25 protein-coding genes are annotated in these 24,396 nt (G+C 70.0%); 12 read left to right on the top strand and 13 right to left on the bottom strand.

Features of this window, described 5'->3' with window-relative positions:
- Nucleotides 1–30: 30 nt before the first annotated feature.
- Complete coding sequence (ychF, locus tag QRN26_RS05450) at nucleotides 31–1,104, bottom strand: redox-regulated ATPase YchF (protein ID WP_056778371.1); 1,074 nt, start codon at nucleotides 1,102–1,104, stop codon at nucleotides 31–33.
- A 120-nt stretch (nucleotides 1,105–1,224) separates the two neighbouring features.
- Between ychF and QRN26_RS05445 the strand changes: the two genes are divergently transcribed.
- Both QRN26_RS05445 and QRN26_RS05440 read left to right on the top strand, forming a co-directional pair.
- Nucleotides 1,225–1,806 (top strand): exonuclease domain-containing protein, encoded by a 582-nt coding sequence (locus tag QRN26_RS05445; RefSeq protein WP_056007371.1) that lies wholly within the window; start codon nucleotides 1,225–1,227, stop codon nucleotides 1,804–1,806.
- Between the two features lie 58 nt (nucleotides 1,807–1,864).
- Nucleotides 1,865–3,244: a DNA recombination protein RmuC gene (locus QRN26_RS05440; protein WP_285035744.1), complete on the top strand. Its 1,380-nt coding sequence runs from the start codon at nucleotides 1,865–1,867 to the stop codon at nucleotides 3,242–3,244.
- 78 nt (nucleotides 3,245–3,322) lie between these two features.
- Here the strand turns inward: QRN26_RS05440 and glpX are convergent, their stop codons facing one another.
- Together glpX and QRN26_RS05430 are read right to left on the bottom strand one after the other, a co-directional pair.
- Nucleotides 3,323–4,321, bottom strand: coding sequence for a class II fructose-bisphosphatase (glpX, locus tag QRN26_RS05435; RefSeq protein ID WP_194669535.1), 999 nt, complete (start codon nucleotides 4,319–4,321; stop codon nucleotides 3,323–3,325).
- A gap of 50 nt (nucleotides 4,322–4,371) precedes the next feature.
- A complete protein-coding gene (locus QRN26_RS05430; RefSeq protein WP_285035742.1) occupies nucleotides 4,372–5,367 on the bottom strand; it encodes a fructose-bisphosphatase class II in 996 nt (331 codons plus the stop codon).
- Between the two features lie 76 nt (nucleotides 5,368–5,443).
- Between QRN26_RS05430 and fbaA the strand changes: the two genes are divergently transcribed.
- A complete protein-coding gene (fbaA, locus tag QRN26_RS05425; protein ID WP_056007380.1) occupies nucleotides 5,444–6,469 on the top strand; it encodes a class II fructose-bisphosphate aldolase in 1,026 nt (341 codons plus the stop codon).
- Nucleotides 6,470–6,531: 62 nt separating this feature from the next.
- On the opposite strand, the gene QRN26_RS05420 is transcribed toward fbaA, so the two are convergent.
- Entirely contained in the window at nucleotides 6,532–7,134 is a 603-nt protein-coding gene (locus QRN26_RS05420; RefSeq protein WP_056007383.1) for a DUF6264 family protein, read from the bottom strand.
- Nucleotides 7,131–8,162, bottom strand: a complete 1,032-nt coding sequence (locus QRN26_RS05415; protein ID WP_056011366.1) for a 4-hydroxy-3-methylbut-2-enyl diphosphate reductase — start codon at nucleotides 8,160–8,162, stop codon at nucleotides 7,131–7,133. Before QRN26_RS05415 ends, QRN26_RS05420 begins: the two co-directional genes overlap by 4 nt.
- Nucleotides 8,163–8,283: 121 nt before the next feature.
- Here QRN26_RS05415 and xseA point away from each other — a divergent pair, with 121 nt between their 5' ends.
- The 5 genes from xseA to QRN26_RS05390 all read left to right on the top strand — a co-directional run bounded on the left by xseA (nucleotide 8,284) and on the right by QRN26_RS05390 (nucleotide 12,590).
- Entirely contained in the window at nucleotides 8,284–9,543 is a 1,260-nt protein-coding gene (gene xseA / locus QRN26_RS05410) for an exodeoxyribonuclease VII large subunit (RefSeq protein ID WP_056007386.1), read from the top strand.
- 9 nt (nucleotides 9,544–9,552) lie between these two features.
- Complete coding sequence (locus QRN26_RS05405; RefSeq protein WP_056007389.1) at nucleotides 9,553–9,789, top strand: exodeoxyribonuclease VII small subunit; 237 nt, start codon at nucleotides 9,553–9,555, stop codon at nucleotides 9,787–9,789.
- On the top strand, nucleotides 9,786–10,481 hold the full coding sequence (locus tag QRN26_RS05400; protein WP_056778388.1) for a DUF4245 domain-containing protein: 696 nt from the start codon (nucleotides 9,786–9,788) through the stop codon (nucleotides 10,479–10,481). The genes QRN26_RS05405 and QRN26_RS05400 overlap by 4 nt, the downstream gene beginning before the upstream one ends.
- Nucleotides 10,478–11,119, top strand: coding sequence for a carbonic anhydrase (locus QRN26_RS05395; RefSeq protein WP_056007395.1), 642 nt, complete (start codon nucleotides 10,478–10,480; stop codon nucleotides 11,117–11,119). Before QRN26_RS05400 ends, QRN26_RS05395 begins: the two co-directional genes overlap by 4 nt.
- Nucleotides 11,120–11,186: 67 nt before the next feature.
- Nucleotides 11,187–12,590, top strand: a complete 1,404-nt coding sequence (locus QRN26_RS05390; protein WP_082455866.1) for a class II fumarate hydratase — start codon at nucleotides 11,187–11,189, stop codon at nucleotides 12,588–12,590.
- Between the two features lie 70 nt (nucleotides 12,591–12,660).
- On the opposite strand, the gene QRN26_RS05385 is transcribed toward QRN26_RS05390, so the two are convergent.
- The 4 genes from QRN26_RS05385 to QRN26_RS05370 form a co-directional block, all read right to left on the bottom strand.
- On the bottom strand, nucleotides 12,661–13,182 hold the full coding sequence (locus QRN26_RS05385; RefSeq protein ID WP_285035736.1) for a prepilin peptidase: 522 nt from the start codon (nucleotides 13,180–13,182) through the stop codon (nucleotides 12,661–12,663).
- Nucleotides 13,183–13,349: 167 nt separating this feature from the next.
- Nucleotides 13,350–14,753, bottom strand: coding sequence for an RNA 5'-3' helicase PhoH2 (gene phoH2 / locus QRN26_RS05380; RefSeq protein ID WP_235522560.1), 1,404 nt, complete (start codon nucleotides 14,751–14,753; stop codon nucleotides 13,350–13,352).
- Between the two features lie 221 nt (nucleotides 14,754–14,974).
- A complete protein-coding gene (locus tag QRN26_RS05375; RefSeq protein ID WP_285035733.1) occupies nucleotides 14,975–16,141 on the bottom strand; it encodes an aminotransferase class V-fold PLP-dependent enzyme in 1,167 nt (388 codons plus the stop codon).
- Nucleotides 16,138–16,920: an isoprenyl transferase gene (locus QRN26_RS05370; RefSeq protein WP_285036065.1), complete on the bottom strand. Its 783-nt coding sequence runs from the start codon at nucleotides 16,918–16,920 to the stop codon at nucleotides 16,138–16,140. The genes QRN26_RS05375 and QRN26_RS05370 overlap by 4 nt, the downstream gene beginning before the upstream one ends.
- Before the next feature lie 73 nt (nucleotides 16,921–16,993).
- On the opposite strand from QRN26_RS05370, the gene trhA reads away from it, so the two are divergent.
- Nucleotides 16,994–17,710, top strand: coding sequence for a PAQR family membrane homeostasis protein TrhA (trhA, locus tag QRN26_RS05365; RefSeq protein ID WP_056007403.1), 717 nt, complete (start codon nucleotides 16,994–16,996; stop codon nucleotides 17,708–17,710).
- A gap of 45 nt (nucleotides 17,711–17,755) precedes the next feature.
- On the opposite strand, the gene QRN26_RS05360 is transcribed toward trhA, so the two are convergent.
- Together QRN26_RS05360 and mca are read right to left on the bottom strand one after the other, a co-directional pair.
- Nucleotides 17,756–18,076 (bottom strand): hypothetical protein, encoded by a 321-nt coding sequence (locus tag QRN26_RS05360; RefSeq protein ID WP_056007406.1) that lies wholly within the window; start codon nucleotides 18,074–18,076, stop codon nucleotides 17,756–17,758.
- The gene (mca, locus tag QRN26_RS05355; protein WP_056007409.1) at nucleotides 18,073–18,948 is read right to left on the bottom strand and encodes a mycothiol conjugate amidase Mca; all 876 of its coding nucleotides are present in this window, start codon (nucleotides 18,946–18,948) and stop codon (nucleotides 18,073–18,075) included. The genes QRN26_RS05360 and mca overlap by 4 nt, the downstream gene beginning before the upstream one ends.
- A 167-nt stretch (nucleotides 18,949–19,115) precedes the next feature.
- On the opposite strand from mca, the gene QRN26_RS05350 reads away from it, so the two are divergent.
- Nucleotides 19,116–19,595: a DUF4307 domain-containing protein gene (locus tag QRN26_RS05350; protein ID WP_285035730.1), complete on the top strand. Its 480-nt coding sequence runs from the start codon at nucleotides 19,116–19,118 to the stop codon at nucleotides 19,593–19,595.
- Between the two features lie 152 nt (nucleotides 19,596–19,747).
- On the top strand, nucleotides 19,748–20,239 hold the full coding sequence (gene greA, locus QRN26_RS05345; RefSeq protein ID WP_235522561.1) for a transcription elongation factor GreA: 492 nt from the start codon (nucleotides 19,748–19,750) through the stop codon (nucleotides 20,237–20,239).
- A 92-nt stretch (nucleotides 20,240–20,331) separates the two neighbouring features.
- On the opposite strand, the gene ilvA is transcribed toward greA, so the two are convergent.
- Together ilvA and QRN26_RS05335 are read right to left on the bottom strand one after the other, a co-directional pair.
- Nucleotides 20,332–21,588 carry a threonine ammonia-lyase gene (gene ilvA, locus QRN26_RS05340; RefSeq protein ID WP_285035727.1) on the bottom strand — a complete coding sequence of 419 codons (1,257 nt, stop codon included), beginning with the start codon at nucleotides 21,586–21,588 and terminating at the stop codon, nucleotides 20,332–20,334.
- Entirely contained in the window at nucleotides 21,585–22,907 is a 1,323-nt protein-coding gene (locus QRN26_RS05335) for an AI-2E family transporter (RefSeq protein WP_285035725.1), read from the bottom strand. Before QRN26_RS05335 ends, ilvA begins: the two co-directional genes overlap by 4 nt.
- Before the next feature lie 107 nt (nucleotides 22,908–23,014).
- On the opposite strand from QRN26_RS05335, the gene QRN26_RS05330 reads away from it, so the two are divergent.
- Nucleotides 23,015–24,289: a winged helix-turn-helix domain-containing protein gene (locus tag QRN26_RS05330; RefSeq protein ID WP_285035723.1), complete on the top strand. Its 1,275-nt coding sequence runs from the start codon at nucleotides 23,015–23,017 to the stop codon at nucleotides 24,287–24,289.
- The last annotated feature ends 107 nt before the right edge of the window (nucleotides 24,290–24,396 follow it).

Here is a 24,396-nt window from a genome sequence, read left to right as displayed (position 1 = left end):
CCGACGAGGGACGCTTCTTGCAGCCCTCACCTACACGTTGAAGCGGAACTCCACGACGTCGCCGTCCTGCATGACGTAGTCCTTGCCCTCCATGCGGGCCTTGCCCTTGGAGCGGGCCTCGGCGACGGAGCCGGTCTCGACGAGGTCGTCGAACGAGATGACCTCAGCCTTGATGAAGCCCTTCTCGAAGTCCGTGTGGATCACACCGGCAGCCTGCGGCGCCTTCGCACCCTGCGGGATCGTCCACGCGCGCGACTCCTTCGGACCTGCGGTGAGGTAGGTCTGCAGGCCGAGCGTCGCGAAACCGATGCGGGCGAGCTGGTCGAGGCCCGACTCGGTCTGGCCGGTCGACTCGAGCATCTCGCGGGCGTCGTCCTCATCGAGGTCGACGAGCTCCGACTCGAGCTTCGCGTCGAGGAACACGGCCTTCGCCGGCGCGACGAGCGCGGCGAGCTCGTCGAGCTTGCCCTGGTCCTGGAGGACGTCCTCGTCGACGTTGAACACGTAGATGAACGGCTTGGCCGTGAGGAGGCCGAGCTCCTTGATGGGCGCGAGGTCGATCTTCGTCGCCGAGAGCGGGGTGCCGGCGTTCAGCGCGTCCTGCGCCTCCTTGGCGGCCGTGAGCACGGAGGGGTCGAGCTTCTTGCCCTTGACCTCCTTCTCGAAGCGGGTGACGGCCTTCTCGAGGGTCTCGAGGTCGGCGAGGATCAGCTCCGTGTTGATCGTCTCCATGTCGGAGGCAGGGTTCACGTCGCCGTCGACGTGCACGACGTCGGGGTCGGCGAAGCCGCGGACGACCTGCGCGATGGCGTCGGCCTCACGGATGTTGGCGAGGAACTTGTTGCCGAGCCCCTCCCCCTCGCTCGCGCCCTTGACGATGCCGGCGATGTCGACGAAGGACACCGCGGCGGGCAGGATGCGCTCGCTGCCGAAGATCTCGGCGAGCTTGCCGAGTCGGGCGTCGGGCAGTTCGACCACGCCGACGTTCGGCTCGATCGTCGCGAACGGATAGTTCGCTGCGAGCACGTTGTTGCGCGTGAGCGCGTTGAACAGGGTGGACTTGCCGACGTTGGGCAGGCCGACGATGCCGAGAGTAAGAGCCACGAGGGTCTATCGTACGCGGCCGAGACGGCCCGTGCGTCGCCGCTCGGATCGGGCCGGTCGATCGGGCGTGACGCGGCGAGCCGACCGGGCGGTGTCGGACCCTGGTGCGAGGGTGAGGACGTGCCACTGGATTTCACCGCCATCGACTTCGAGACCGCGAACTCGTCATCCGCCTCCGCCTGCAGCGTGGGCCTCGTCCGCGTGCGGGACGGCATCGTCGTCGACCGCGCGGGCTGGCTCATCCGGCCCCCTGCCGGACACGACGCGTTCCTCGAGTGGAACACCCGCATCCACGGCATCGTCGCGAGCGACGTCCTCGGAGCAGCGGGGTGGGCCGAGCAACTCGACGCGCTCCTCGACTTCGCGCAGGACGACGCGCTCGTCGCCCACAACGCCGGCTTCGACATGGGCGTGATCCGCGGCGGATGCGCAGCCACCGGGCTCGACTGCCCCGAGCTCAGCTACCTCTGCAGCCTCAACGTGGCCCGCAAGACCTACCAGCTCGACTCCTACCGGCTCCCCGTCGCGGCCCTCGCCGCCGGGTTCGACGACTTCCAGCACCACGACGCCACGGGCGACGCCGAGGCCTCCGCACACATCATCATCCACGCCGCCGCCCGCCACGGTGCCTCCTCCATCGCCGAACTCGCCCAGCTCACGAGCGTGAAGATCGGGCGGATCGGCACGGCCGTCGCCGCCTGACGGTCCGGCCGCCGCGCGGCCTCCGATCGATGTCGGCGGCCCACGACACACTGAGGACATGGACAGCGCACTCGCCCTCGGGATCGGCCTCCTCATCGGACTCGTCATCGGCGCGGCCGTCATGGTGATCCTGCTGCAACGCCGGAACGGCGGAGCGACGATCGACCCCGCGCTCCTGGAGGCGAGACACGCCGCCCAGCTGGCCGACGTCCGTGGTCAGCAGGCCCAGCTCCTCGCCGAGTCCTCGGCGCGGGAGGCCGACATCCGGGCCGCCCTCCGCGCCGAGCTGGCCGCGCTCGACGCCACGGCCGACGGACTCGGGCGCGAACTGCAGACCCAGCGCGAGCAGTACCGCGAACTCCTCGAACGCCAACGCGCGGATGCCGAGCGACGCTCGCAGCAGGAGCACGAGGAGAGCCAGGTCCTCCAGGCCCTCGCCCCCGTCCAGCACAGCCTCGAACACATGCAGGCGAAGGTCGCAGAACTCGAACAGCAGCGCAGCCGCCAGCACGGCGAACTCGCCCAGCAGCTGAAGACGGCCTCCGAGTCGGAGGAACGACTGCGCTCGACGACGGAGTCGCTCGCCTCAGCGCTCCGCAACAACGCGACCCGTGGCGTCTGGGGCGAGACCCAGCTCCGGAACGTCGTGGAGGCGGCCGGGCTCACCCAGCGCGTCGACTTCGACCTCCAGTCGAGCATCACCTCCGACAACGGCACTGGCCGACCCGACATGGTCGTGCGCCTCCCCGGCGGTAAGTCCATCGCCGTGGACGCGAAGGTCCCGTTCGCGCAGTACCTCGAAGCCAGCACCATCCCGGTGACGGCGACGGGCGAGGAGGCCGCTCGACGCACCGCGCTCCTCGCGCAGCACGTGAAGGCGGTGCGGTCGCACGTCGACGCGCTGTCCGCCAAGGGGTACTGGCGCGGTCTCGAGTCGAGCCCGGAGTTCGTCATCTGCTTCATCCCGAGCGAGTCACTCCTCGCGGCCGCCCTCGAGGCCGACGCGAGTCTGCTCGACTACGCCTTCGGCAAGCGGGTGGCGCTCGCCTCCCCCGTCAACCTCTGGGCGGTGCTCAAGACGGTCGCGTTCACCTGGCAGCAGGACGTCCTCACGGAGGACGCCAAGCGGCTGTTCGATCTCGGCAAGGAGCTCTACCAGCGGTTGTCCACGCTGTCGGACCACGCCGACCGCCTGCGCCGTTCCATCGAGAGCACCGTCACGAACTACAACCAGTTCGCGTCCTCGTTCGAGACCCGGGTGCTCGTCACGGCCCGCAAGCTCGACGCCCTCGACGAGGCCACGGTCATCGGGCAGGTGAGCCAGAGCGACGCGTCGCCGAAACGCCTCACCGCACCGGAGGCACAGCCGGCACCTGAGCCGTCGAATCAGGAACCGAGCGAACTCGAGGCGCGCCTGGCCCACCGGCTGCAGGACTGACCGGGCCTGCCCGGAACGACGAAGCGCCCGGCCCCACCGAGAGGAGGGACCGGGCGCTTCACGCTGCACGAGGAGTGGCTAGAGCCACTTCGCCGCGAGGTGGTCGGCCTCGACGCGGCGGATGGTGCCCGAGCGCGACCGCAGGACGAGGCTCTCCGTGCGGATGATCGGGCCCTTGCGCTGGACGCCGTCGACGAGCTCGCCGTGGGTGACGCCCGTCGCGACGAAGTAGGTGTTGTCGCCCCGCACCAGGTCGTTCGCGCCGAGGACACGATCGAGGTCGTGACCGGCCGCGAGGGCGCGCTCCCGCTCCGCGTCGTCCTTCGGCATGAGCTTGCCCTGGATGAGCCCGCCGAGCGCCTTCACGGCGCACGCGGTGATGATGCCCTCTGGGGTGCCGCCGATACCGACGCACATGTCGATGCGCGAGTCGTACCGTGCGGCGTTGATGCCGCCCGCGACGTCGCCGTCGAGGAGGAGACGCGTCCCGGCGCCGGCGGCCCGTATCTCCTCGATGAGCTCCGCGTGACGCGGCCGGTCGAGGACGGCGACACGGATGTCCTCGGGCTGCTTGCCCTTGGCCTTGGCGAGCTCACGGATGTTGTCGCCGATGGACTGGCTGATGTCGACGACGCCGATGCCGTCGGAACCCGTGACGATCTTGTCCATGTAGAACACGGCCGAGGGGTCGAACATGCTGCCGCGGTCGGACACCGCGATGACCGAGAGCGCGTTCTGACGTCCGGCAGCTGTGAGGCTCGTCCCGTCGATCGGGTCGACCGCGATGTCGCAGGACGGGCCGCGACCATTGCCGACGTGTTCGCCGTTGAACAGCATGGGCGCTTCGTCCTTCTCGCCCTCACCGATCACGACCACGCCGTCGAAGTTGACGGTGCCGAGGAAGGCACGCATCGCGTCGACGGCGGCACCGTCGGCGGCGTTCTTGTCGCCGCGACCGATGAACGGCGCCGCACGGATGGCGGCCGCCTCCGTCGCTCGGACGAGCTCCATGGCGAGGTTGCGGTCGGGCTGCAGATAGTGGGAGCCGGTTTCAGGCTGGGTCACTGGATCCTCCATGGATCGCTCGCCTCGTGGGACACGACGCTTCGGTGGATGAGGGTTTCAGCCTAGCGAACAGGGCTGGGAAGGCCTCGGGGCGTGTCGGGATCGAGGCGCTTCCGTGACCTCGTGAGCGGGCTGCCCGGTCCGACGACGACCGACTCCACCGTGACACCACCGTCCGCGTCGAGGCTCACCCCGGCGAGTTCGGCCCCGGCGGCGAGCGCCGTCGAGGTGACGGCGCTGAGGAGCAACCACGCGTCAGCGGTGCAGAGTTCGTCGAGCGGCACCTCGCGGGCGAGGTCGACGCCGACCTCGACGAGTCGCGTGTGTTCCGAGGGCGACTGAGGAGCGAACCGCGCCGTCATCCAGCCACCGAGCGCTCGCACCGCGGCGGCCGTCAGGATGCCTTCGGGGGCTCCGCCGATCCCGAGGAGCAGGTCGAGGTCGCCGTCGGCCGCCGCGGCGCGGAGCGACAGCGCGACGTCGCCGTCCGCGAAACCGACCAGCTCGGCCCCGGCGGCGCGCACGGCCTGCGCGGTCGCGGCGTTCCGCGGACGGTCCTGGACGGCGACCCGCAGGGTCGAGACCGGGCGACCGAGGCTGGTGGCGAGCCGGTCGAGCGTCACCGCGACGGGGTCCGCGAGGGACAGCCCTCGACCCGCGTCCGCCGCGACGAGCTTCTCGAGGTAGTAGGCCGGTCCGATGTCGAACATGGCGCCGCGCGGGGCGACCGCGATGACGGCGACGGAGTCAGGCCTGCCGGTGGCCGCGAGCTTCGTGCCGTCCACCGGGTCGACGGCGAGGTCGATCGCGGGGCCGACGCCGGTCCCGAACCGCTCGCCCACGAAGAGCATGGGCGCCTGGTCCTTCTCGCCCTCCCCCACCACGACGCGGCCGTCGACGGCCAACGGTTCGAGTGCCCGACGAAGCGCGTCGACGGCCACCCCGTCGATCCGCATGCCGTCGCCGCCACCCACGAGACCCGCGACCGCGGCCGCCGCCGCCCGCGTCGCGTCGAGGAAGCCGTCGAGGAGGTCGGTGTCCGGAGTGCGCTCGGTCATGTCCTCATCGTGCCCTATGCCGCCCGGCCCGATTCACTAGACTTCTAGGCGAATCGTCCCCACGCAAGGAGAAGACATGCCCGTCGCCACCCCGGAACAGTACGCAGCGATGCTCGACAAGGCGAAGTCGAACGGGTTCGCGTACCCCGCGTTCAACGTCTCGAGCAGCCAGACCATCAACTCCGTCCTGCAGGGCCTCACCGAGGCCGGTTCCGACGGCATCATCCAGGTGACCACGGGCGGCGCCGACTACTTCGCCGGCCACACGGTCAAGAACCGCGCAGCGGGCGCCATCGCCTTCGCCAAGTTCGCCACCGAGGTCGCCAAGAACTACCCGGTCACGGTCGCGCTCCACACCGACCACTGCCCGAAGGATGCGCTCGACGGCTTCGTCATGCCGCTCATCGCCGCCTCCGAGGAGGAGGTCAAGGCCGGCCGCAACCCGATCTTCCAGTCCCACATGTGGGACGGCTCGGCGGTCCCGCTCACCGAGAACCTCGAGATCGCGACCGAGATGCTCAAGCGCACCAAGGCCATCAACGCCATCCTCGAGGTCGAGATCGGCGTCGTCGGCGGCGAGGAGGACGGTGTCAGCCACGACATCAACGAGCACCTGTACACGACGCTCGACGACGCGATCGCGACCGTCGAGGCGCTCGGTCTCGGCGAGCAGGGCCGCTACATGGCCGCCCTCACCTTCGGCAACGTCCACGGCGTCTACAAGCCCGGCAACGTCAAGCTCCAGCCCGAACTGCTGAAGACCATCCAGGACGGTCTCACCGCGAAGTACGGCCACGGCCCGAAGCCCCTCGACCTCGTCTTCCACGGCGGATCGGGTTCGACCGACGCCGAGATCGCCGAGGCCGTCGCGAACGGTGTCGTCAAGATGAACATCGACACCGACACGCAGTACGCGTTCACCCGCTCGATCGCCGGCTACATGCTCTCCAACTACGAGGGTGTGCTGAAGGTCGACGGCGAGGTCGGCAACAAGAAGCTCTACGACCCGCGCGCCTGGGGCAAGGTCGCCGAGTCGGCCATGGCCGCTCGCGTCGCCGAGGCGACGAAGCAGCTCGGCTCGTACGGCACCAGCACCTCCTAGCAGTCGCACCACGAGAACGGGCCCGGCATCGCTGCCGGGCCCGTTCTTCGTGTGGTGCGCGACTACGGCTGCTGCGAGCGGACGTACTCCATGAACGCGGGGTCGGCGCCCATGGCGATGGCCAGGCAGATCACCACGACGATGTTCGCGGCGACGCCGGCGACGAGCGGGATCCAGAACGTCAGTCGTCCGGCGCGCAGCGAGCGCCCGGAGAGGATGATCGCTCCGACCCACAGGGCGATCTGGAGGCCGAGCGCCAAGACGCCCATGGCACTCGCCAGGCCGTCGGACGAGTAGCCGGAGACACCCATCTGCACGAGCGCCGGGCGGATGAGACCGGGGAGGTCCAGCAGCCCCGGCATCATCACGATGAGGCTGACGAGGCCGAGACCGAGCAGGATCGACGTCGCGAGTCGGTCGCCGGTCACCGGTCGTCGAGGGGTCCGTCCGGTGGATGGAGCCGGAGCCGTCACCGGGGCCGCGTCGGTCGTGTGACGGGTCTGTTCACGCAGGGTCGGCTGCGCCGGCCCGTGATCCGCCGGGACGACGGGTGCCACACCGAGCTCTTCGGCTCGCTGGGCGTCGATCGGCTCGGCGATGCTCGCGCGTTGTTCCTCGGGAGTCGCGTACTCGCCGAACTGCGGACGGGGGCGGGGTTCGCTCATGTTCTGCGCCCTCCCAGGGCGCGCGGATCGGTCGTGCCCGCAAGGTCTTTGCGGAGCTCCTTCGGCAGGGAGAACATGAGGTCCTCCTCGGCCGTCTTGACTTCCTGCACGGTGCCGTAGCCGGCGCCCGCGAGCTCTTCGAGCACTTCGTCCACGAGGACCTCCGGCACGGAGGCACCGCTCGTCACGCCGACCGTGCCGACGCCCTCGAGCCAGGCCTGCTGGATCTCGTGCGCGTAGTCGACGCGGTAGGCGGCCTTCGCGCCGTACTCGAGCGCCACCTCGACGAGACGGACCGAGTTCGAGGAGTTCGCCGATCCGACGACGATCACGAGGTCGGCGTCCTGCGCGACCTTCTTGATCGCCACCTGGCGGTTCTGGGTCGCGTAGCAGATGTCGTCGCTCGGCGGATCCTGCAGCTTCGGGAAGCGCTCACGCAGGCGTCGGACCGTCTCCATGGTCTCGTCCACCGACAGCGTCGTCTGCGACAACCACACGACCTTCTCGGGGTCGGCGACGACGAGTCCGTCCACGGCCTCCGGGCTCGTCACGAGGGTGACGTGGTCGGGTGCCTCGCCGGCGGTGCCCTCGACCTCTTCGTGCCCCTCGTGTCCGATGAGCAGGATCTCGTAGTCGTCGCGAGCGAAGCGCACGGCCTCCCGGTGCACCTTGGTGACGAGCGGGCAGGTCGCGTCGATCGCGAGCAGGCCGCGCTCGGCCGCGGCGTCGACGACGGCGGGCGAGACCCCGTGCGCGCTGAACACGATGTGCGCACCGGAGGGGACCTCGTCGACCTCCTCGACGAAGACCGCACCCTGGGCCTCGAGCTGATCGACGACGTGGACGTTGTGGACGATCTGCTTCCGGACGTAGACGGGCGCACCGTAGTGCTCGAGCGCCTTCTCGACGGCGATCACGGCTCGGTCGACACCCGCGCAGTAGCCGCGTGGGGCTGCGAGCAGCACGCGCTTCTCACCGGCGACCGGGAGGTCGACGAGGCGTCCGGCGACGCGTCGGAGCCTCGGCATGCCGAGGCCGATGGCTGGGGCGTCGCGGAGATCGGTCACGAGTGGATTCTACGCGGCAGCGCTCGGGAGTCGGCCGTGAGCGGACCGCCGCCCCGTCGGTGCCCGCGGCTAGGCTGGAGGGATGAGCGATGCACCGGCCACGATGGAAGCCCCCTGGCCGGTCGCGCTCCTCGGAACGAAGCTCCGCGACTACATCGACCGCCTCGGCACGGTCTGGGTCGAGGGCGAGCTGACCCAGTGGGGCGCCTCGGGCGGCAACGTCTACGGCAAGCTGAAGGACCTCGAGGTCGACGCGACCGTCGGCTTCACCATCTGGTCGTCCGTTCGGGCGAAGATCCCTGCCGACCTCAAGCAGGGCGACCACGTGGTCGCGCTCGTCAAGCCGAACTACTGGCTCAAGGGCGGCACCCTCACCATGCAGGTGATGGCGATGAAGCACGTCGGGATCGGCGACCTCCTCGAGCGCCTCGAGCGGCTGCGGCGTCAGCTCGCCGACGAAGGGCTCTTCGACGCGTCCCGGAAGCGCGCGCTCCCCTTCCTGCCGCAGTGCATCGGCCTCGTGACCGGCAAGGACTCCGACGCCGAGAAGGACGTCCTGCGGAACGCGGAGCTGCGCTGGCCGTCGGTCCGGTTCCGCGTCGTCCACGCCGCGGTCCAGGGCGACCGCACGCCGGGCGAGGTGGTGAGCGCCCTCCAGACCCTCGACGCCGATCCAGAGGTCGATGTGATCATCGTCGCTCGTGGTGGCGGCGACTTCCAGAACCTCCTCGGCTTCAGCGACGAGCGGGTGGTCCGGGCGGCCGCCGCGTGCAGCACCCCGCTCGTGAGTGCGATCGGCCACGAGGCCGACCGCCCTCTGCTCGACGACGTGGCCGACCTCCGGGCCTCCACGCCCACGGACGCCGCCAAACGGGTCGTCCCCGACGTCGCGGAGGAGTTCGCCCGAGTGCAGCAGGCACGCACCAGGCTCTCGTCCCGCGTGACGTCGATGATCGGTCACGAGATCGACCGACTCGCCACCCTCCGGACGCGTCCAGCCCTCGCCGACCCGTCGTGGATCGTCGACTCCCGAGCCGACGAGCTCACCCGCACCGTCGCGCGCGGCGCGGAGCTGGTCGACCGCGCCGTCGAGCGCGCCCAGCGGGAGGTCACGGAGCTCCGCGCCCACCTCCGCGCCCTGTCGCCGCAGCGGACGCTCGATCGCGGGTACGCCATCGTCCAGCGGGCCGACCCGCAGGGGGACGTGCCCGGCGGCGCGGTCATCCGTGCCGACGGCGACGCCCCGGCGGGCACCGAACTCCTCATCACCCTCGCCTCCGGCGCGATCGGCGCCGCCAGCACCGGCCCGGCCACGGCTGCCGTCGTGACCGACGACGAATAGGATGGAAGCATGCCAACCCCCTCCGATGTCCAGGAGCTCAGCTATGAGCAGGCACGCGACGAACTCGTGCGTGTCGTGTCCGAGCTGGAACAGGGCTCGGCCTCGCTCGAGGACTCCCTCCGGCTCTGGGAACGCGGCGAACAGCTCGCCCAACGCTGCGAGGAATGGTTGATCGGCGCGAAGGCCCGGCTGGACGCCGCCCGCGCGGCACAGCTCGGATCCGCACCGACGGACGCGCCACGGTGAAGGACACCAAGCCCCCTCGCGTCGTGGCCGAGCTCGGCCGCCCGGAGACGCCGCAGGAGACCGCCGACCGCAAGGCCGAGAACTCCCGGCTCTACCGATCCCGCAAGACCGTCAACAACCTCGTCCTCTCGCTCCTGGCCACGGTCGGGCTCGTCGTCGTGATCGTGCTCGCCGTCCCCCGCGGTGAAGCACCGGAGCGTCCGACCGTCGACTACGCGCAGCTCGCCGGCCAGGCACAGCCCGACCTCCCGGTCCCGCTGCTCACGCCGGAACTCGGCGACGACTGGGGCAGCAACTACGCGGAGGTGCGCACCGGCAGCTCGCCCGTCGCCGGCACCCCCGACATCCGCTCCTGGAACGTCGGCCTGATCTCCCCCGACGACGAGTTCGTCGGCCTCGTGCAGGGCGTCGACGCGAACGACACCTGGCTGGTGGCCGAACTGGACGACGCCCGCCCGACCGGCACCGTCACGATCGACGGCGTCGACTGGGTCGAATACGCGAACGGCAGCGGTGCCGAGGACGGCAACGTCGGCTACGCCCTCTCGACCGTCGCCGGGCGCAGCACCATCGCCGTGTTCGGCACGGCGAAGCCCGAGTACGTCCTCGACGTCGCACGCTCCGTGCGCGCCGGGGTCACCGCCAACCTCGACGCCCCATCGGGCGCCCCTGCAGAAACGGACTCAGAATGACCCAGAAGCGCCCCGGTGCCGTCTGGCGCGAGATGCAGCGCGGCAACGCGCGGTTCGTCGCCGGACAGCCAGCCCACCCCCGCCAGGACGTCGAGCGACGAGCGACCCTCGCGCACTCGCAGGCTCCTGAGGCCGTCATCTTCGGCTGCTCGGACTCCCGTCTCGCTGCTGAGATCATCTTCGACAAGGGCCTCGGCGACCTCTTCGTGGTCCGCAACGCCGGCCAGATCGTCTCCGACTCGGTGCTCGGCACCCTCGAGTACGCGGTCGGCGTCCTGGAGGTCCCGCTCATCCTCGTGCTCGCGCACGACGAGTGCGGTGCGGTCCGCGCGGCGATCGACTCGCAGATCGAGGACGCCGTCCCGCTGCCGCCCTACATCGACCAGCTGATCCAGCAGATCGTCCCCGCTGTGAGTGCGGTCGCCGGCCCGGCGCCGATCGACGCCGCCTCGGTGGACACCTCCGAAGTCGGACGACGCCACCTCCGCCGCACCGTCATGGAGGTCGTCTCGCGCTCCGAGCTCATCAGCGACGCCGTGGCCGCCGGGACGGTCGCGATCATCGGCGCGAACTACAAGCTCCTCGAGGGCACCGCCGTGGCCGACATCGTGATCGGCGACGTCACCGTCCCCGAATGACCTCCACCGCGCCGGCCGACCGGTCGAGCGCAGCACCGACGCAATCGCACGAAGGAGAACGAACAGCGTGGTAGACACCTCAGCAACCGAGTACCGCATCGAACACGACACCATGGGTGAGGTGCGGGTCCCCGCGAACGCGCTCTACGGTGCGCAGACGCAGCGGGCCGTCGAGAACTTCCCGATCTCGGGCAGCGGACTCGAGTCGGCGCAGATCGCCTCGCTGGCACGGATCAAGAAGTCCGCGGCACTCGCCAACGCGAAGCTCGGCGTCCTCGACCAGGGTGTCGCCGACGCGATCGCCGCCGCGGCCGACGAGGTCATCACCGGCGCGCACGACGCGCAGTTCCCGGTGGACACGTACCAGACCGGCAGCGGCACCTCCTCGAACATGAACATGAACGAGGTCCTGGCGACGCTCGCGAGTGCGCGTCTCGGAAGCCCCGTGCACCCCAACGACCACGTCAACGCCTCGCAGTCCTCCAATGACGTCTTCCCGACCTCGGTGCACATCGCGGTGACGAGCGCGCTCATCGACGACCTGATCCCCGCGCTCGACCACCTCGCCGTGTCGCTCGAGCGCAAAGCCGAGCTCTGGAAGACCGCCGTGAAGCCCGGCCGGACGCACCTCATGGACGCCACCCCGGTGACGCTCGGCCAGGAGTTCGGCGGCTACGCCCGCCAGATGCGCCTCGGGATCGAGCGTGTCCGCACGGCACTCCCCCGGGTCGCCGAGGTCCCGCTCGGCGGCACCGCGACGGGCACCGGCATCAACACGCCGAAGGGCTTCCCGCAGCTCGTGATCGAGCTGTTGGCGCAGGAGACCGAGCTGCCCATCACCGAGGCCCAGGACCACTTCGAGGCCCAGGGCGCTCGCGACGGACTCGTCGACGCCTCCGGTGCCCTCCGCGTCATCGCCGTGAGCCTCACGAAGATCTGCAACGACCTCCGCTGGATGGGTTCCGGGCCGAACACCGGCCTCGGCGAACTCCACATCCCCGACCTCCAGCCGGGCTCCTCGATCATGCCCGGCAAGGTCAACCCCGTGATCCCCGAAGCCGTCCTCATGGTCGGCGCCCGGGTGATCGGGAACGACGCGACCATCGCCTGGGCCGGTGCCTCCGGTTCCTTCGAACTCAACGTCGCGATCCCCGTCATGGGGACGGCGCTCCTCGAGAGCATCCGGCTCCTGTCGAACGCCACGCGGGTCCTCGCCGACAAGACCGTCGACGGCCTCGAGGCGAACCTCGACCGCGCGGCAGCCCTCGCCGGCTCCTCGCCGTCGATCGTGACCCCGCTCAACAAGATCATCGGGTACGAGTCGGCGGCGAAGATCGCGAAGCACTCGGTCGCGAAGGGCCTGACCGTCCGTGAGGCCGTCGTCGACCTCGGCTTCGTCGAGCGCGGCGAGATCACCGAGGAGCAGTTGGACACCGCCCTCGACGTCCTCTCGATGACGCACCCCGGCTGAGTCTCGACGCTTCGCGCAGACCCACCGTGTCGGCCCCGGATCCCCTCGGATCCGGGGCCGTTCCGTCGCCCTAACCGGTGATGACGAGCAGGGCGACCGCACTCCAGCAGCCGAGCAGGAGGAAGGGTCCGAACGGGATCCTCGTCCTCCAGCCGGCCGAACCGCCGGTGGACCGCGTGGCGACCACGACGATCGCGCCGACGACCCCGGCGGAGCAGATCGACACCACAGCGAACGGCAGCACCGCCGTCATCCCGAAGCACCCCACCGTCACACCGAGCAGGGCGCCGAGCTTCACATCGCCCATGCCGAGGCCGCCGAAAGCTGCGCACGCGTACAACGCCCCACCGACGAGCAGGCCTGCGAGGAGCGGCTCGGCGGGCATCCGCCCGACGACCATCGCGTCGAAGATGCCGAGCGGAACGGCGACCGCGAGCGCCGGCAGCACGATGCGGTTCGGCAGGCGATGCTCGGCGAGGTCGATGCGGACGAGTGGCGGCGTGATGCAGGCGAGCCACACCAGCAGGATCGCCACCGGGCGGAGGTGCAGCCCCTCACTCGCCACCGTGCCGGCGATGAGCACTGCGGCCATCGGGACCATCCATACGGCCGAGGAAAGCCTGCGGCGCGAGCGAGGACGGCTCCTCGGACGTGTCGGCATGCCGTCAGGATAGGTCGGCCGCCGCCACCGCCGCGGGAGTTCTCCACAGCCCCGGGTGGAGCCGAGGTCGACCGACCCCGACTCCGCCCGGGCCAGGGCTAGGCGAGCTCGTTGCCCTCGAGCATCTCCGTGACCAGCGCCGCGATCGCCGAGCGCTCGGAGCGCGTCAGCGTCACGTGGGCGAACAGCGGGTGTCCCTTGAGCGTCTCGATCACCGACGCGACCCCGTCGTGGCGGCCGACCCGGAGGTTGTCGCGCTGCGCGACGTCGTGCGTGAGCACCACCCGGGAATTCTGCCCGATCCGGCTGAGCACCGTCAGCAGGACGTTGCGCTCGAGCGACTGCGCCTCGTCGACGATCACGAACGCGTCGTGCAGCGATCGACCACGGATGTGGGTCAGCGGGAGCACCTCGAGGATGCCGCGCTCCACCACCTCGTCCAGGACGTTCTGCGACACGACGGCACCGAGGGTGTCGAAGATGGCCTGTCCCCAGGGGTTCATCTTCTCGCCCTGGTCGCCGGGCAGGTACCCGAGCTCCTGACCACCGACCGCGTACAGCGGGCGGAACACCATGATCTTCTTGTGCGCCTGGCGTTCGAGGACCGCTTCGAGACCCGCGCAGAGGGCGAGCGCGGACTTCCCCGTCCCTGCTCGACCTCCCAGCGACAGGATCCCGATCTCGGGGTCGAGCAACAGGTCGATCGCGAGGCGCTGCTCGGCCGAACGACCGTGGAGGCCGAAGACGTCGCGGTCGCCTCGGACGAGCTTGTAGCTGCGCTTGCCGGTCACCCGCCCGAGTGCCGAGCCGCGATCCGAGTGGATGACGAGTCCGGTGTTGACGGGCATGTCCTCGACGAGCGGGGTGGTCCCCTCCTCGCGCTCGTACAGGACGCTCATGTCGTCGGCGCCGAGGGTGATCTCGGACATCCCCGTCCAACCGGAGTCGACCGCCAACTCCGCGCGGTACTCCTCCGCCTGCAGACCGATGGACGCCGCCTTGACCCGGAGCGGCAGGTCTTTGGAGACGACCGTGACGGCCAGGCCGTCGTTGGCGAGGTTCAGGGCCACCGCGAGGATGCGTGAGTCGTTGTCGCCCAGCTGAAGCCCCGACGGCAGAGCCGCCATGCTCGAGTGGTTGAGCTCGACGCGCAACGAGCCGCCGTCGCCGACGGGGATCGGGAAGTCGAGCCGCTCGTGCTCGATCCGCAACTCGTCGAGGATGCGGAGCGCCTGACGCGCGAAGTACCCGATCTCCGGGTCGTTGCGCTTGCCCTCCAGCTCGCTGATGACCACGACCGGGATGACGACGGCGTGCTCGGCGAAGCGGAAGAGCGCCTTCGGGTCCGACAGCAGCACGGAGGTGTCGAGCACGTAGGTGATCTCGGCCTGCGCCTGACCACCTCCGCTCGCCGTGCGGTCTGCGGGTCGTCGGCGTGTGTCCGTCGACGCGGTCCGCGTCTCGGTGTCGGCTGACGTGTTCTGGATGTCTCGCGAGGCCACAACCACTCCCACCCCGAGCAACTGATGCTCGGATCACTGTGCGAAACGGCCGCCTGCAGGGTTTCGAGCCGAACTTGTGTGGCCGTCTCGACCGGGCTCCATGCCCGATGAGATGAACGTACGTCCGGCCACCGACATCGATGCGACGACACGCCCCGTGTCCTGTTACGGGGAGGTGAACAGATGGGGGTCGCCCGACGAACCGGCGGTGGAGCGGCGGATCAGTAGCTCGCTGCGGTCGCGAACGACACCAGTGCCCCGCGGAGCAGCTCCAGCGTCTCGCGTGTGGTGCCGGCGTGCACGCTGAGCCGCACGGTCGTGCCGCGCGTGGTCGCGGTGACGCCGTGGTTCGCCAGCGACGTCGACAGGGTCTCGAGGACCGCCTCCTCGGGCTCCAACGCGACGATCCCGGCTCGTTCACGCTCGTCGCGCGAGGTGAGCACGGGGATGCCGAACTCGTCGGCCAGCTCGATGACCTCACTCACGAGTCCGGCGATGGTGCTCTGGACGACCGGTGTGCCCAAGGCCAAGGTGGCCTCCAGGGATGCGGCGAAGCGTGCAGCCGCGAGGGGGTCGGCCCGGGTGATCGAGTACGCGCTCGCGGTCCGGCTCGGTTCCGGGGTCGCGCTGAACGGCCAGGGTTCGTCCGTTCCGGTGACCCCGGAGAGGACGGGCTCGAGACGGTCCAGGGCCCGATCGCTCATGGCGAGGAACCCGGTGCCCCACCCGGCCCGCATCCACTTCTGTCCGCCGCTGGCGACGACGTCGGCCGCCTCGAACGGCGCGTCGACGACGCCGAAGCCCTGGATGGCGTCGACGATCAGCAGACGATCCCCGATCACCTCGCGGATCGCGTGCAGGTCGGCCAGGAACCCCGTCCGGTAGTCGACGAGGCTGACGGCGACCGCGGTCACCTCGTCGTCGAGCTGCGCGCGGATGCGGTCCGGAGTCACGTGGCCGCGATCGGTCTCCAACCAGCGCGGTGTGAGGACGCCCCGGTGCTGCGACGCCCGCTCAGCCGCCAACGGGAGCGAGGGGTACTCGGCCGCGGAGAGGAGGACGACGCCGCGCAGGCCGAACATCGTGTGGACGAGGCCCTGCGAGGTGTTCGGCTGGGCGACGATCTGATCGGGCCGGAACCCCGTGAGCGCACCGACGGCGGCGCGCATCCGCGCGTCCATCGCGTCGACGTCGACGAGCCCGCCGAAGGCCGCCTGACCGAGCACCTCGTTCCACCGGGCGGCCTCGGCTCCGGCGCTCCGGGACAGCGGCCCGACGCTGCCGTAGTTGAGGTAGCCGGTGTCCTCGCCGAAGTCGCCCTGGAAAGCGGACAGACGGTCGTCGGCGTCGCCCTGGTCCGCGGTCTGCTCGTCGGGGTTCCGGTTCATCCGCCGAACCGCCGCTGCCTCCTGGAGAAGTCGCGGAGGGCACGCAGGAAGTCGACCTCTCGGAGGTCTGGACCGAGCGCCTCGACGAAGTAGAACTCACTGTGCGCGCTCTGCCACAGCATGAAGTCGCTCATCCGCTGCTCCCCGCTCGTGCGGATCACGAGGTCAGGGTCGGGCTGGCCACCCGTGTAGAGGTGCTCACCGATGAGGTCGGGGGTGAGCAGGGCAGCGAGGTCCTCGAGACTTCTGCCCTCGAGGTGGTGCTTGGCGACGATCGCCCGCATGGCGTCGACGATCTCCGTCCGTCCGCCGTACCCGACGGCGAGGTTGATGTGCATCCCCGCGCGATCGGCGGTGCGCTCCTCGGCGCTCTCGAGCGCGGTGCGCAGCGATTCGGGGAGCCCCGCGCTCGACCCGACGTGCTTCACCCGCCAGTCGCGGTAGTGGGACAGTCTCTCGGCCAGATCGGCGATGATGTCGACGAGGTCGTCGAGTTCGTCCGGGGCCCGGTTCACGAGGTTGTCGCTCGAGAGCAGGTACAGGGTGACGACACCGATGCCGAGGTCGTCGCACCAGGTGAGGAACTCGCGCATCTTCGCTGCACCGGCGCGGTGACCGTGGGCCGCCGTCTCGTAGCCGAGCTGCTTGGCCCACCGCCGGTTGCCGTCGATGATCATCGCGACATGGTGCGGCAGTGTCTGCGGACTGAACGTCTTCCGCAGGCGTCTCGCGTAGAGGCCGTACAGGAAGCCGTCCACCGGTGCGGAATGCCTCGTCATCACCCTGCAACGCTAGTGCAGTTTCCTCCGCTGCTCCCAGGAGGAGTTCCGCACCACCCCGTATCCTGAGCACATGACGACCGGAGAGCCCGAGCTGCCGAACCTGCCCTTGCTCGAGGTCGCCGCCGTCGACGCCGCCACACCGGACGAGGTCAAACCGAGCTGGCGCGGCTGGCTCCACGCCGGGATCTTCCCCATCTCCATCATCGCCGGGATCGTGCTCGTGACGCTGGCGCAGGGTGCTGCGGCGAAGTGGAGTTCGACCGTGTTCGTGCTCACGTCGATGCTGTTGTTCGGCAACTCGGCGTTGTACCACCGGTTCTCCTGGCGGCCCCGCGTGAAGCTGCTCCTCAAGCGGATCGACCACGCCAACATCTTCCTGCTGATCGCCGGTACCTACACCCCGCTCGCGGTCCTCGCCCTCCCGCCGGAGCAGGGAACGCTCCTGCTCGTCCTCGTGTGGGGTGGCGCGCTCCTCGGCATCGGGTTCCGAGTGTTCTGGATCGGTGCTCCGCGCTGGCTCTACGTCCCGCTCTACCTCGCGCTCGGGTGGGGCGCAGTCGCCTACCTCGGCGAGATCGCGAACAGCAACGTCGCGACGATGGTGCTCATCGCGACCGGCGGGCTGTTCTACACGGTCGGGGCGATCATGTACGCCATGAAGCGGCCGAACCCCTGGCCCGGGCGGTTCGGGTTCCACGAACTGTTCCACCTGTGCACGGTGCTCGCGTTCCTGTGCCACTGGAGCGGCATCCTGCTGATCGCGATCGACCCGGTGTACCACCGCTGATCATCGTCGCGTCGGGCGCACGCCCGACCGTGCGACACCGTCGGCTCAGCGGCGCGGGTCGTCCGGCTTCCGGAGGGGATCGGTCGAGCCGCCATCGGGGGCGATCGGACCGTCAGCGCCGTCGGCGCGTGCCGCATCCCGCTCGGCGACCTCCGCTTGGAGGCGCTCGTCGATCTCGGCACGGTAGTTGACCCGGCGAACACGGCGCACCATGTCGATCACGAGGAAGACCACGATGCCGGCGATGGCGAAGGTGATGACGAAGCCCCAGGGCCCCGGCGTCACCTGGTTCTCGTCGAACTGCGGTGAGGGTGACGGCGACGGAGTGACCGCCAGGACGAGCTCGGTGAGCAGGTGGTGCATCATGCGGTTCCTTCACTGGTGTCGACGCCGTCGAACAGCTCCGACTCTGGGGTGGCCGACGCGACGTGCGAGGTGACCAGCTGGTAGTCCTCGAACGGCCACGCGGCGCGCAGGACGTCGTTCGGCCAGAAGAAGAACGGTGAGTCCGGCGGCACCTGGCTGCCATGGGCCCGGAGCGCGTCGTCGCGTGCCTCGAAGAAGTCGCCGACACGCACGTGCGTCGTGGCGAGGTCCGGCCGACCGGCCATCCACTCGCGCATCTCCGCCAGTCGCTCGACCGCCGGGTCGTCGGGGTGGTGCTCGAGGAGATAGGCGTACACCGCCTCGAGCCTGGCCGGGCTGAACGAGCGGTCGTAGTAGAGCTTGTCCACGCGCCAGGGCTCGCCGGCCTCCGGGTAGCGGTCGGCGTCGGCCGCGGCGTCGAACGCGGCGACGCTCACCTCGTGGCACCGGATGTGGTCTGGGTGCGGATACCCGCCGTTCTCGTCGTAGGTGACGATGACCTGCGGCCGGAACGACCGGACGATCCGCACGAGCACGCCGGTCGAGACCTCGAGCGGGATGTCGGCGAAGCTCGCCGGTGGGACCGTGCCGTCGTCGCGGGCCATGCCGCTGTCCTGGTAGCCGAGCCAGCGGTGCTCGATGTCGAGGATCTCCTGAGCCGCGGCCATCTCGAGGCGGCGGTACCCGGGGAGGTCGCGCTCGATCATCGCGACGTCGGCGAGTCCGGGGTTCTGGAGGTCGCCGCGTTCGCCTCCCGTGCAGCTCACGACCATGACCTCGGCGCCGAGGCTGCGGTAGTACGCGAGCGTCGCGGCACCCTTGCTCGACTCGTCGTCGGGGTGGGCGTGCACCGCGAGCAGTCTCATGGTCATGGTGCTCCGCCTTCCGGCTGGTCTGCGCAAGGAACGGCCTCGCGACTCGTGACGTGGCGACGCGGTCGGGACGCCGCATCCAGGAAGAGGCAATACGCTTGAGGTGTCGACCTCGAGCCGTCTCGCGCTCCTGGTCAAGCTTAACCGTTCGAACCGGAGCCCGTGACGTGACCCCCTCCCCTCGGAACGCCGCCCCGCACGCGGCCGACTCCCAGGACACCGCAGCGCCGTCGGCGGTCCTCCCGGACGCCATCGCGGCCCGGTACGGACGCACGTCCCGGAATCGGGCTCGGGACCGCCGCCTGATCTGGTCCGCCGCGGCCGCGTTCGCCGTCGTCTTCGTCGCCTGGGTTGTCTGGGCGGGCCTCGACGGCAGCCGCCCGAGCATCGAGTCGCGCAACACCGCGCACGAGATCGTCGACGACACCCTCGTCAGTGTCTCCTTCGAGGTGACCGGCCCGCAGGACACCCCGATGGCCTGCTCGGTGCAGGCGCTCAACGAGCAGTTCGCGGTGGTCGGCTGGAAGGTCGTCGAACTGCCGCCGTCGGAGCAGCGTACCCGGAACCTCACCGAACTCGTCCGGACCACGGAGCTCAGCAACACCGGCGTCGTCGACACGTGCTGGGTGGTCGAGGACGGTTCCTGACCCGGAGCACCCCGGCCCGCGCCGCACTCCTGCGGCGATCGTGCGATACTCGATGGACGTACTTCTCACGCCCCGGCATTCCGCCGGGGCGTCTGGCATATGACGGGCGTTTCGGACGTCGTGTGCGACCCACCATGCAAAGGAGTTCCATCGTGTCCGAGCAGATCCAGGAGACGTTCCTCACCCAGCAGGCCTTCGACCGGCTGCAGGCAGAACTCGAGCACCTCAGCACCACGGGCCGCGAGGAGATCGCCAAGCGCATCGAAGCGGCTCGCGAGGAGGGCGACCTCAAGGAGAACGGCGGTTACCACGCCGCGAAGGACGAGCAGGGCAAGCAGGAGGCGCGCATCCGCACGCTCACGCAGATGCTGCGCGACGCCAAGGTGAGCGAGGCCCCCGAGTCGAACGGCGTCGTCGAGTCCGGCACCGTCATCACCGCGGTCGTCGCGGGCGGCGAAGAGCGCTTCCTGCTCGGCAGCCGCGAGATCGCCGGCAACACCGACCTCGATGTCTACAGCGAGGGCAGCCCGCTCGGGGCGGCCATCCTCGGACTGAAGATCGGCGAGACGACCACCTACGAGGCGCCCAACGGCAAGGAGATCACCGTGTCGATCAGCGCCGTCGAGACCTACACCGGTTCCTGATCCCGGCGGCCGCACCGCGGTCGCCCGGACGTGACGAAGGGCCCCACCGATGCGGTGGGGCCCTTCGTCGTCGAGCGTGGTGTCGTCCCGACTCAGTCGTCGACGATCTGCGGGTCGTAGCCCGCCTCACGGAGGGTCTGCACCACCAGGTCGCGGTGGTCGGGGCCGCGCGTCTCGATGCTGAGCTCGAGCTCGACGTCGCTGATCTGGAGTCCGTGGCCGTGCCGGGTGTGGAGCACCTCGATGACGTTGGCGTTCGCCTGCGCCACGAGTTCGGCCGTCCGCGCGAGCTGTCCGGGACGGTCGGGCAGTGGGATGCGGAGGGTCAGGTAGCGGTCAGAGGCGGCGAGCCCGTGGCTCACCACCCGCTGCAACAGGAGCGGGTCGATGTTCCCACCCGAGAGGATCGTGACCGTCGTCCCGGTCGGCTCGATCTTGCCGGCCAGGATCGCCGCGACCCCGGCCGCCCCGGCCGGCTCGACGACGAGTTTCGCGCGTTCGAGGAGGACGACGATCGCACGGGCCAGGTCGTCCTCGGAGACGGTGACGACCTCGTCGACGAGCGCACTGATCATCTCGAAGTTCAACTCGCCGGGACGGGCCACGGCGATGCCGTCGGCGATCGTCGGCTGCACGGTGATGGTCGTCGGCGTGCCCGCCTCCAGGGACACCGGGTACGCGGCGGCGTTGGCCGCCTGCACGCCGATCACCCGGATGGTGCGACCGTCCAGGGCCGCCCGCTGCTTCATGACGCCGGCCACGCCGGAGATGAGGCCGCCGCCGCCGATCGGGACGATGACCGTCTCGACGTCGGGCACCTCCTCGAGGATCTCGAGGCCGAGCGTGCCCTGCCCCGTGATGACGTCGGGGTGGTCGAACGGCGGGATGAGGATCGCACCCGTCTCCGCGGCGAACTCGGCGGCGGCGATGAGCGGTTCGGCGACCGTGTGACCGCGCAGGATGACGTGGGCACCGTAGTCGCGGGTGGCGGCGAGCTTGGGCAGCGGGACCCCGACCGGCATGAAGATGGTCGCGGCGATGCCGAGCTCGCGCGCGGCGAACGCGACTCCCTGCGCGTGGTTGCCGGCGGAGGCCGCGACCACGCCCCGAGCGCGTTCCTCCGGCGTCAGGCTCGACATGCGGTTGTACGCGCCACGGATCTTGTAGGAGCCGGTGCGCTGGAGGTTCTCGCACTTCAGATGCACCGGGACGCCGAGGACGTCGGCGAGGTAGCGGGAGCTCTCCATCGGGGTGCGTTGGACGGTGCCGACGAGGGTGTCCCTGGCACGCTCGAACGCGGCGAGCGACGGGCCGGGGATCACAGGTGCGGTGGTCGTTGAATCGGTCATGGTGTGCGGGGTCCTGGACTTTCTGGGGACGGGGTCGCTGGGAGGTCGTCGCTGGGGTGCTGGGGCTCCTGATCGGCTGGGCGATCCTTGGGCTCGTGGGACGAGCGGGAGCCCGGACGGATTCGCCTGGGGCTCGGGACGGTCTGCCAGATGGCGCCGTCGGCGTCCGGCTCCGGTGGAGCGGTGCCGCCGGTCCGCCAGGTGCCGCTGGCGATGGTGTGGACCATCACGTTGATCACGGCCACCACGGGTACGGCGAACAACGCGCCGGGGATGCCCGCGACGAGCGTGCCGCCGGCCACCGCGAGCACCACGGCCAGGGGGTGCACCTTCACCGCGGTGCCCATGATCAGTGGCTGGAGGACATGCCCTTCGAGCTGCTGCACGAGGAGGACGACACCCAGCATCAGCAGGGCGATCAACGGTCCGTTGTAGACGAGTGCGAGGAACACCGCGACGGCCCCGGTGACGACGGCGCCGACGATCGGCACGAACGAACCCAGGAAGACGAGCACGGCGACCGGGATGGCGAGGGGGACCCCGAGGATGAACGCGCCGAGGCCGATGCCGACCGCGTCGATCGAGGCCACGAGGATCTGCGTGCGCACGTAGTTGCCGAGCGTCCGCCAGCCCGCGCGGCCCGCGCTGTCGACGGCGGGACGTGCCCGCTGCGGGAAGACGCGTACCGTCCAGCGCCAGATCGTCCGACCGTCGATGAGCATGAACAGCAGGCAGAAGAGGGTCAGGAAGACGCCCGTGGCGACGTGGCCGAGCGTCGAACCGATCGACAGCGCGCCGGAGAGGAGCACCTGGCCGTCCTGTTGGAGCGAGTCGAAGGCCTGGGCGATGAAGTCGTTGAGCTGCGCCTCGGTCACGTGCAACGGACTGGCGAGCAGGAAGGCCTTGAAGTCGCCGTAGGCGGTCATGGTGCGGGCCTGCACGGAAGCGAACTGCGAGGTGATCTGCGAGATGGCGAGGAAGATCAGTCCGCTGACCACGGAGAGCGTGCCGACCATCGCGAGCGCGATGGCGAGGCCCTTCGGCCAGCGATGCCGCACCAGGACGTCGACGACGGGCTTCAGCAGCGCCGAGACGAGGACGGCGATGAGCAGCGGGATGACGATGAGGCGGAGCTGCACGACGAGGAAGACGAGCAGTGCGACGACCGCGGCGACCAGGAGGATCCGCCAGGACCATGCTGCGGCCACGCGCATGCCGCGCGGAACACTGCTCGAGCCGCTCAGCTCGGGTTCGCGCACGGGCGTTGCCGCTTCGGGAAGGAAGCGTCCCCACCAGGTCTTCGGAGTGTCGTCCGCCATTGCTCAAGTGTAGGGCTGGCACATGCCGGTCCGAGCATGCGGATGACGGGCTCTGTGCCCTCGTCGTGGGCCGCCCGGGTGTCGGCGGCCGGTGCTAGCGTCGGGCCGTGCCCGCTCCCCTCTCCCCTGCTCTCGCCCGACGGATCGCGCTCGGTGCGCAAGGCCTCGGCGGGCCACCGCGCACGTCCCCGGCCGGGACCCGCACGCTCCGCTCCACGATCGACCGACTCGGCCTCCTGCAGATCGACTCCGTCAACGTCTTCGAGCGCAGTCACTACCTCCCGCTCTTCGCGCGGCTGGGCGGGTACGACAAGGCCCTCCTCGACCGCCTGACCCTCGCGGCCGACTCACCCTACCTGGAGTACTGGGCGCACGAGGCGGCGTTCATCCCCCGCGAGTCGTGGCCGTTGTTCCGTTGGCGGATGGAGGCGAACCGCGCGAAGCATGCGGGCGACGACGGCACCTGGGCGAGCCAGAACCCGGAGATGTTGGACTGGGTGCGAGCCCTGCTGCGCGCCGAGGGGCCGTTGAAGGCGAGCGAGATCGAACACGACGCGAACGTCCGACGCGGACCCTGGTGGGGATGGTCCGACGTGAAGCGGGCGTTGGAGGTGCTGTTCCTCTACGGCGAGGTGGTCACGGCCGGCCGCGACCGGTTCGAGCGCCGGTACGCGCTCGCCGAGCAGGTGCTGCCGCAGCACCTCCTCGACGTGGACGTCGCCCGGCCCGACGCGATCCGCGCGCTCGTCGAACAGGCCGCGGCGGCGCAGGGCGTCGCGACCCTCGCCGACCTGGCGGACTATTTCCGGATCAAGCCGCAGACGGCGGTCCGCCTGGCGGTCGACGAGCTCGTGGACGCCGGCGTCCTCGAGCCGGTCTCCGTCGCCGGTTGGGACCGACGCGGCGGGCCGCAGGAGGCCTGGATCCACCGCGACGCCCGACGACCGCGACGCGTCGAGGGGGCTGCGCTCCTCAGCCCGTTCGACCCGATCGTCTGGTTCCGCGAACGCGCACTGCGGATGTTCGGACTCCACTACCGGATCGAGATCTACACGCCGGAGCCCAAGCGCGTCTACGGGTACTACGTCCTGCCGGTCCTCATCGACGGCGAGATCGTCGCGCGCGTCGATCTGAAGAGCGACCGCCAGGCGGGGGTCCTCCGTGTCCAGTCCGCGTGGTTCGAGCGTGGGCATGAGGATGACATCGCCCGAGGGCTCCGTCCCATCGCCGACGACGCGATCGCGGGGCGCCTCGCGGGGTTGCTCGAGCAGACGGCCCACTGGCAGGGACTCGAGGCAGTGGTCGTCGTCGATCGAGGGACGCTCGCGGCTCCCCTGGCCCATGCGGTCGGCACCGCGCTCGTCTCCCGTCCACCCGCGTAGGCATGGGCACTACTCCCCATGCTCAGGGGGCGCAATCACTCTCAGGGGATGCACACCGACTGCTAAGTTGATGAGCACCTTCATGGTCCGAAACGAGGGGAACCCGC

The organism is Plantibacter sp. ME-Dv--P-095 (genome assembly GCF_030209365.1).
Taxonomy (GTDB): Bacteria; Actinomycetota; Actinomycetes; order Actinomycetales; family Microbacteriaceae; genus Plantibacter.
This window is presented reverse-complemented; position numbering and strand designations above follow the sequence as displayed.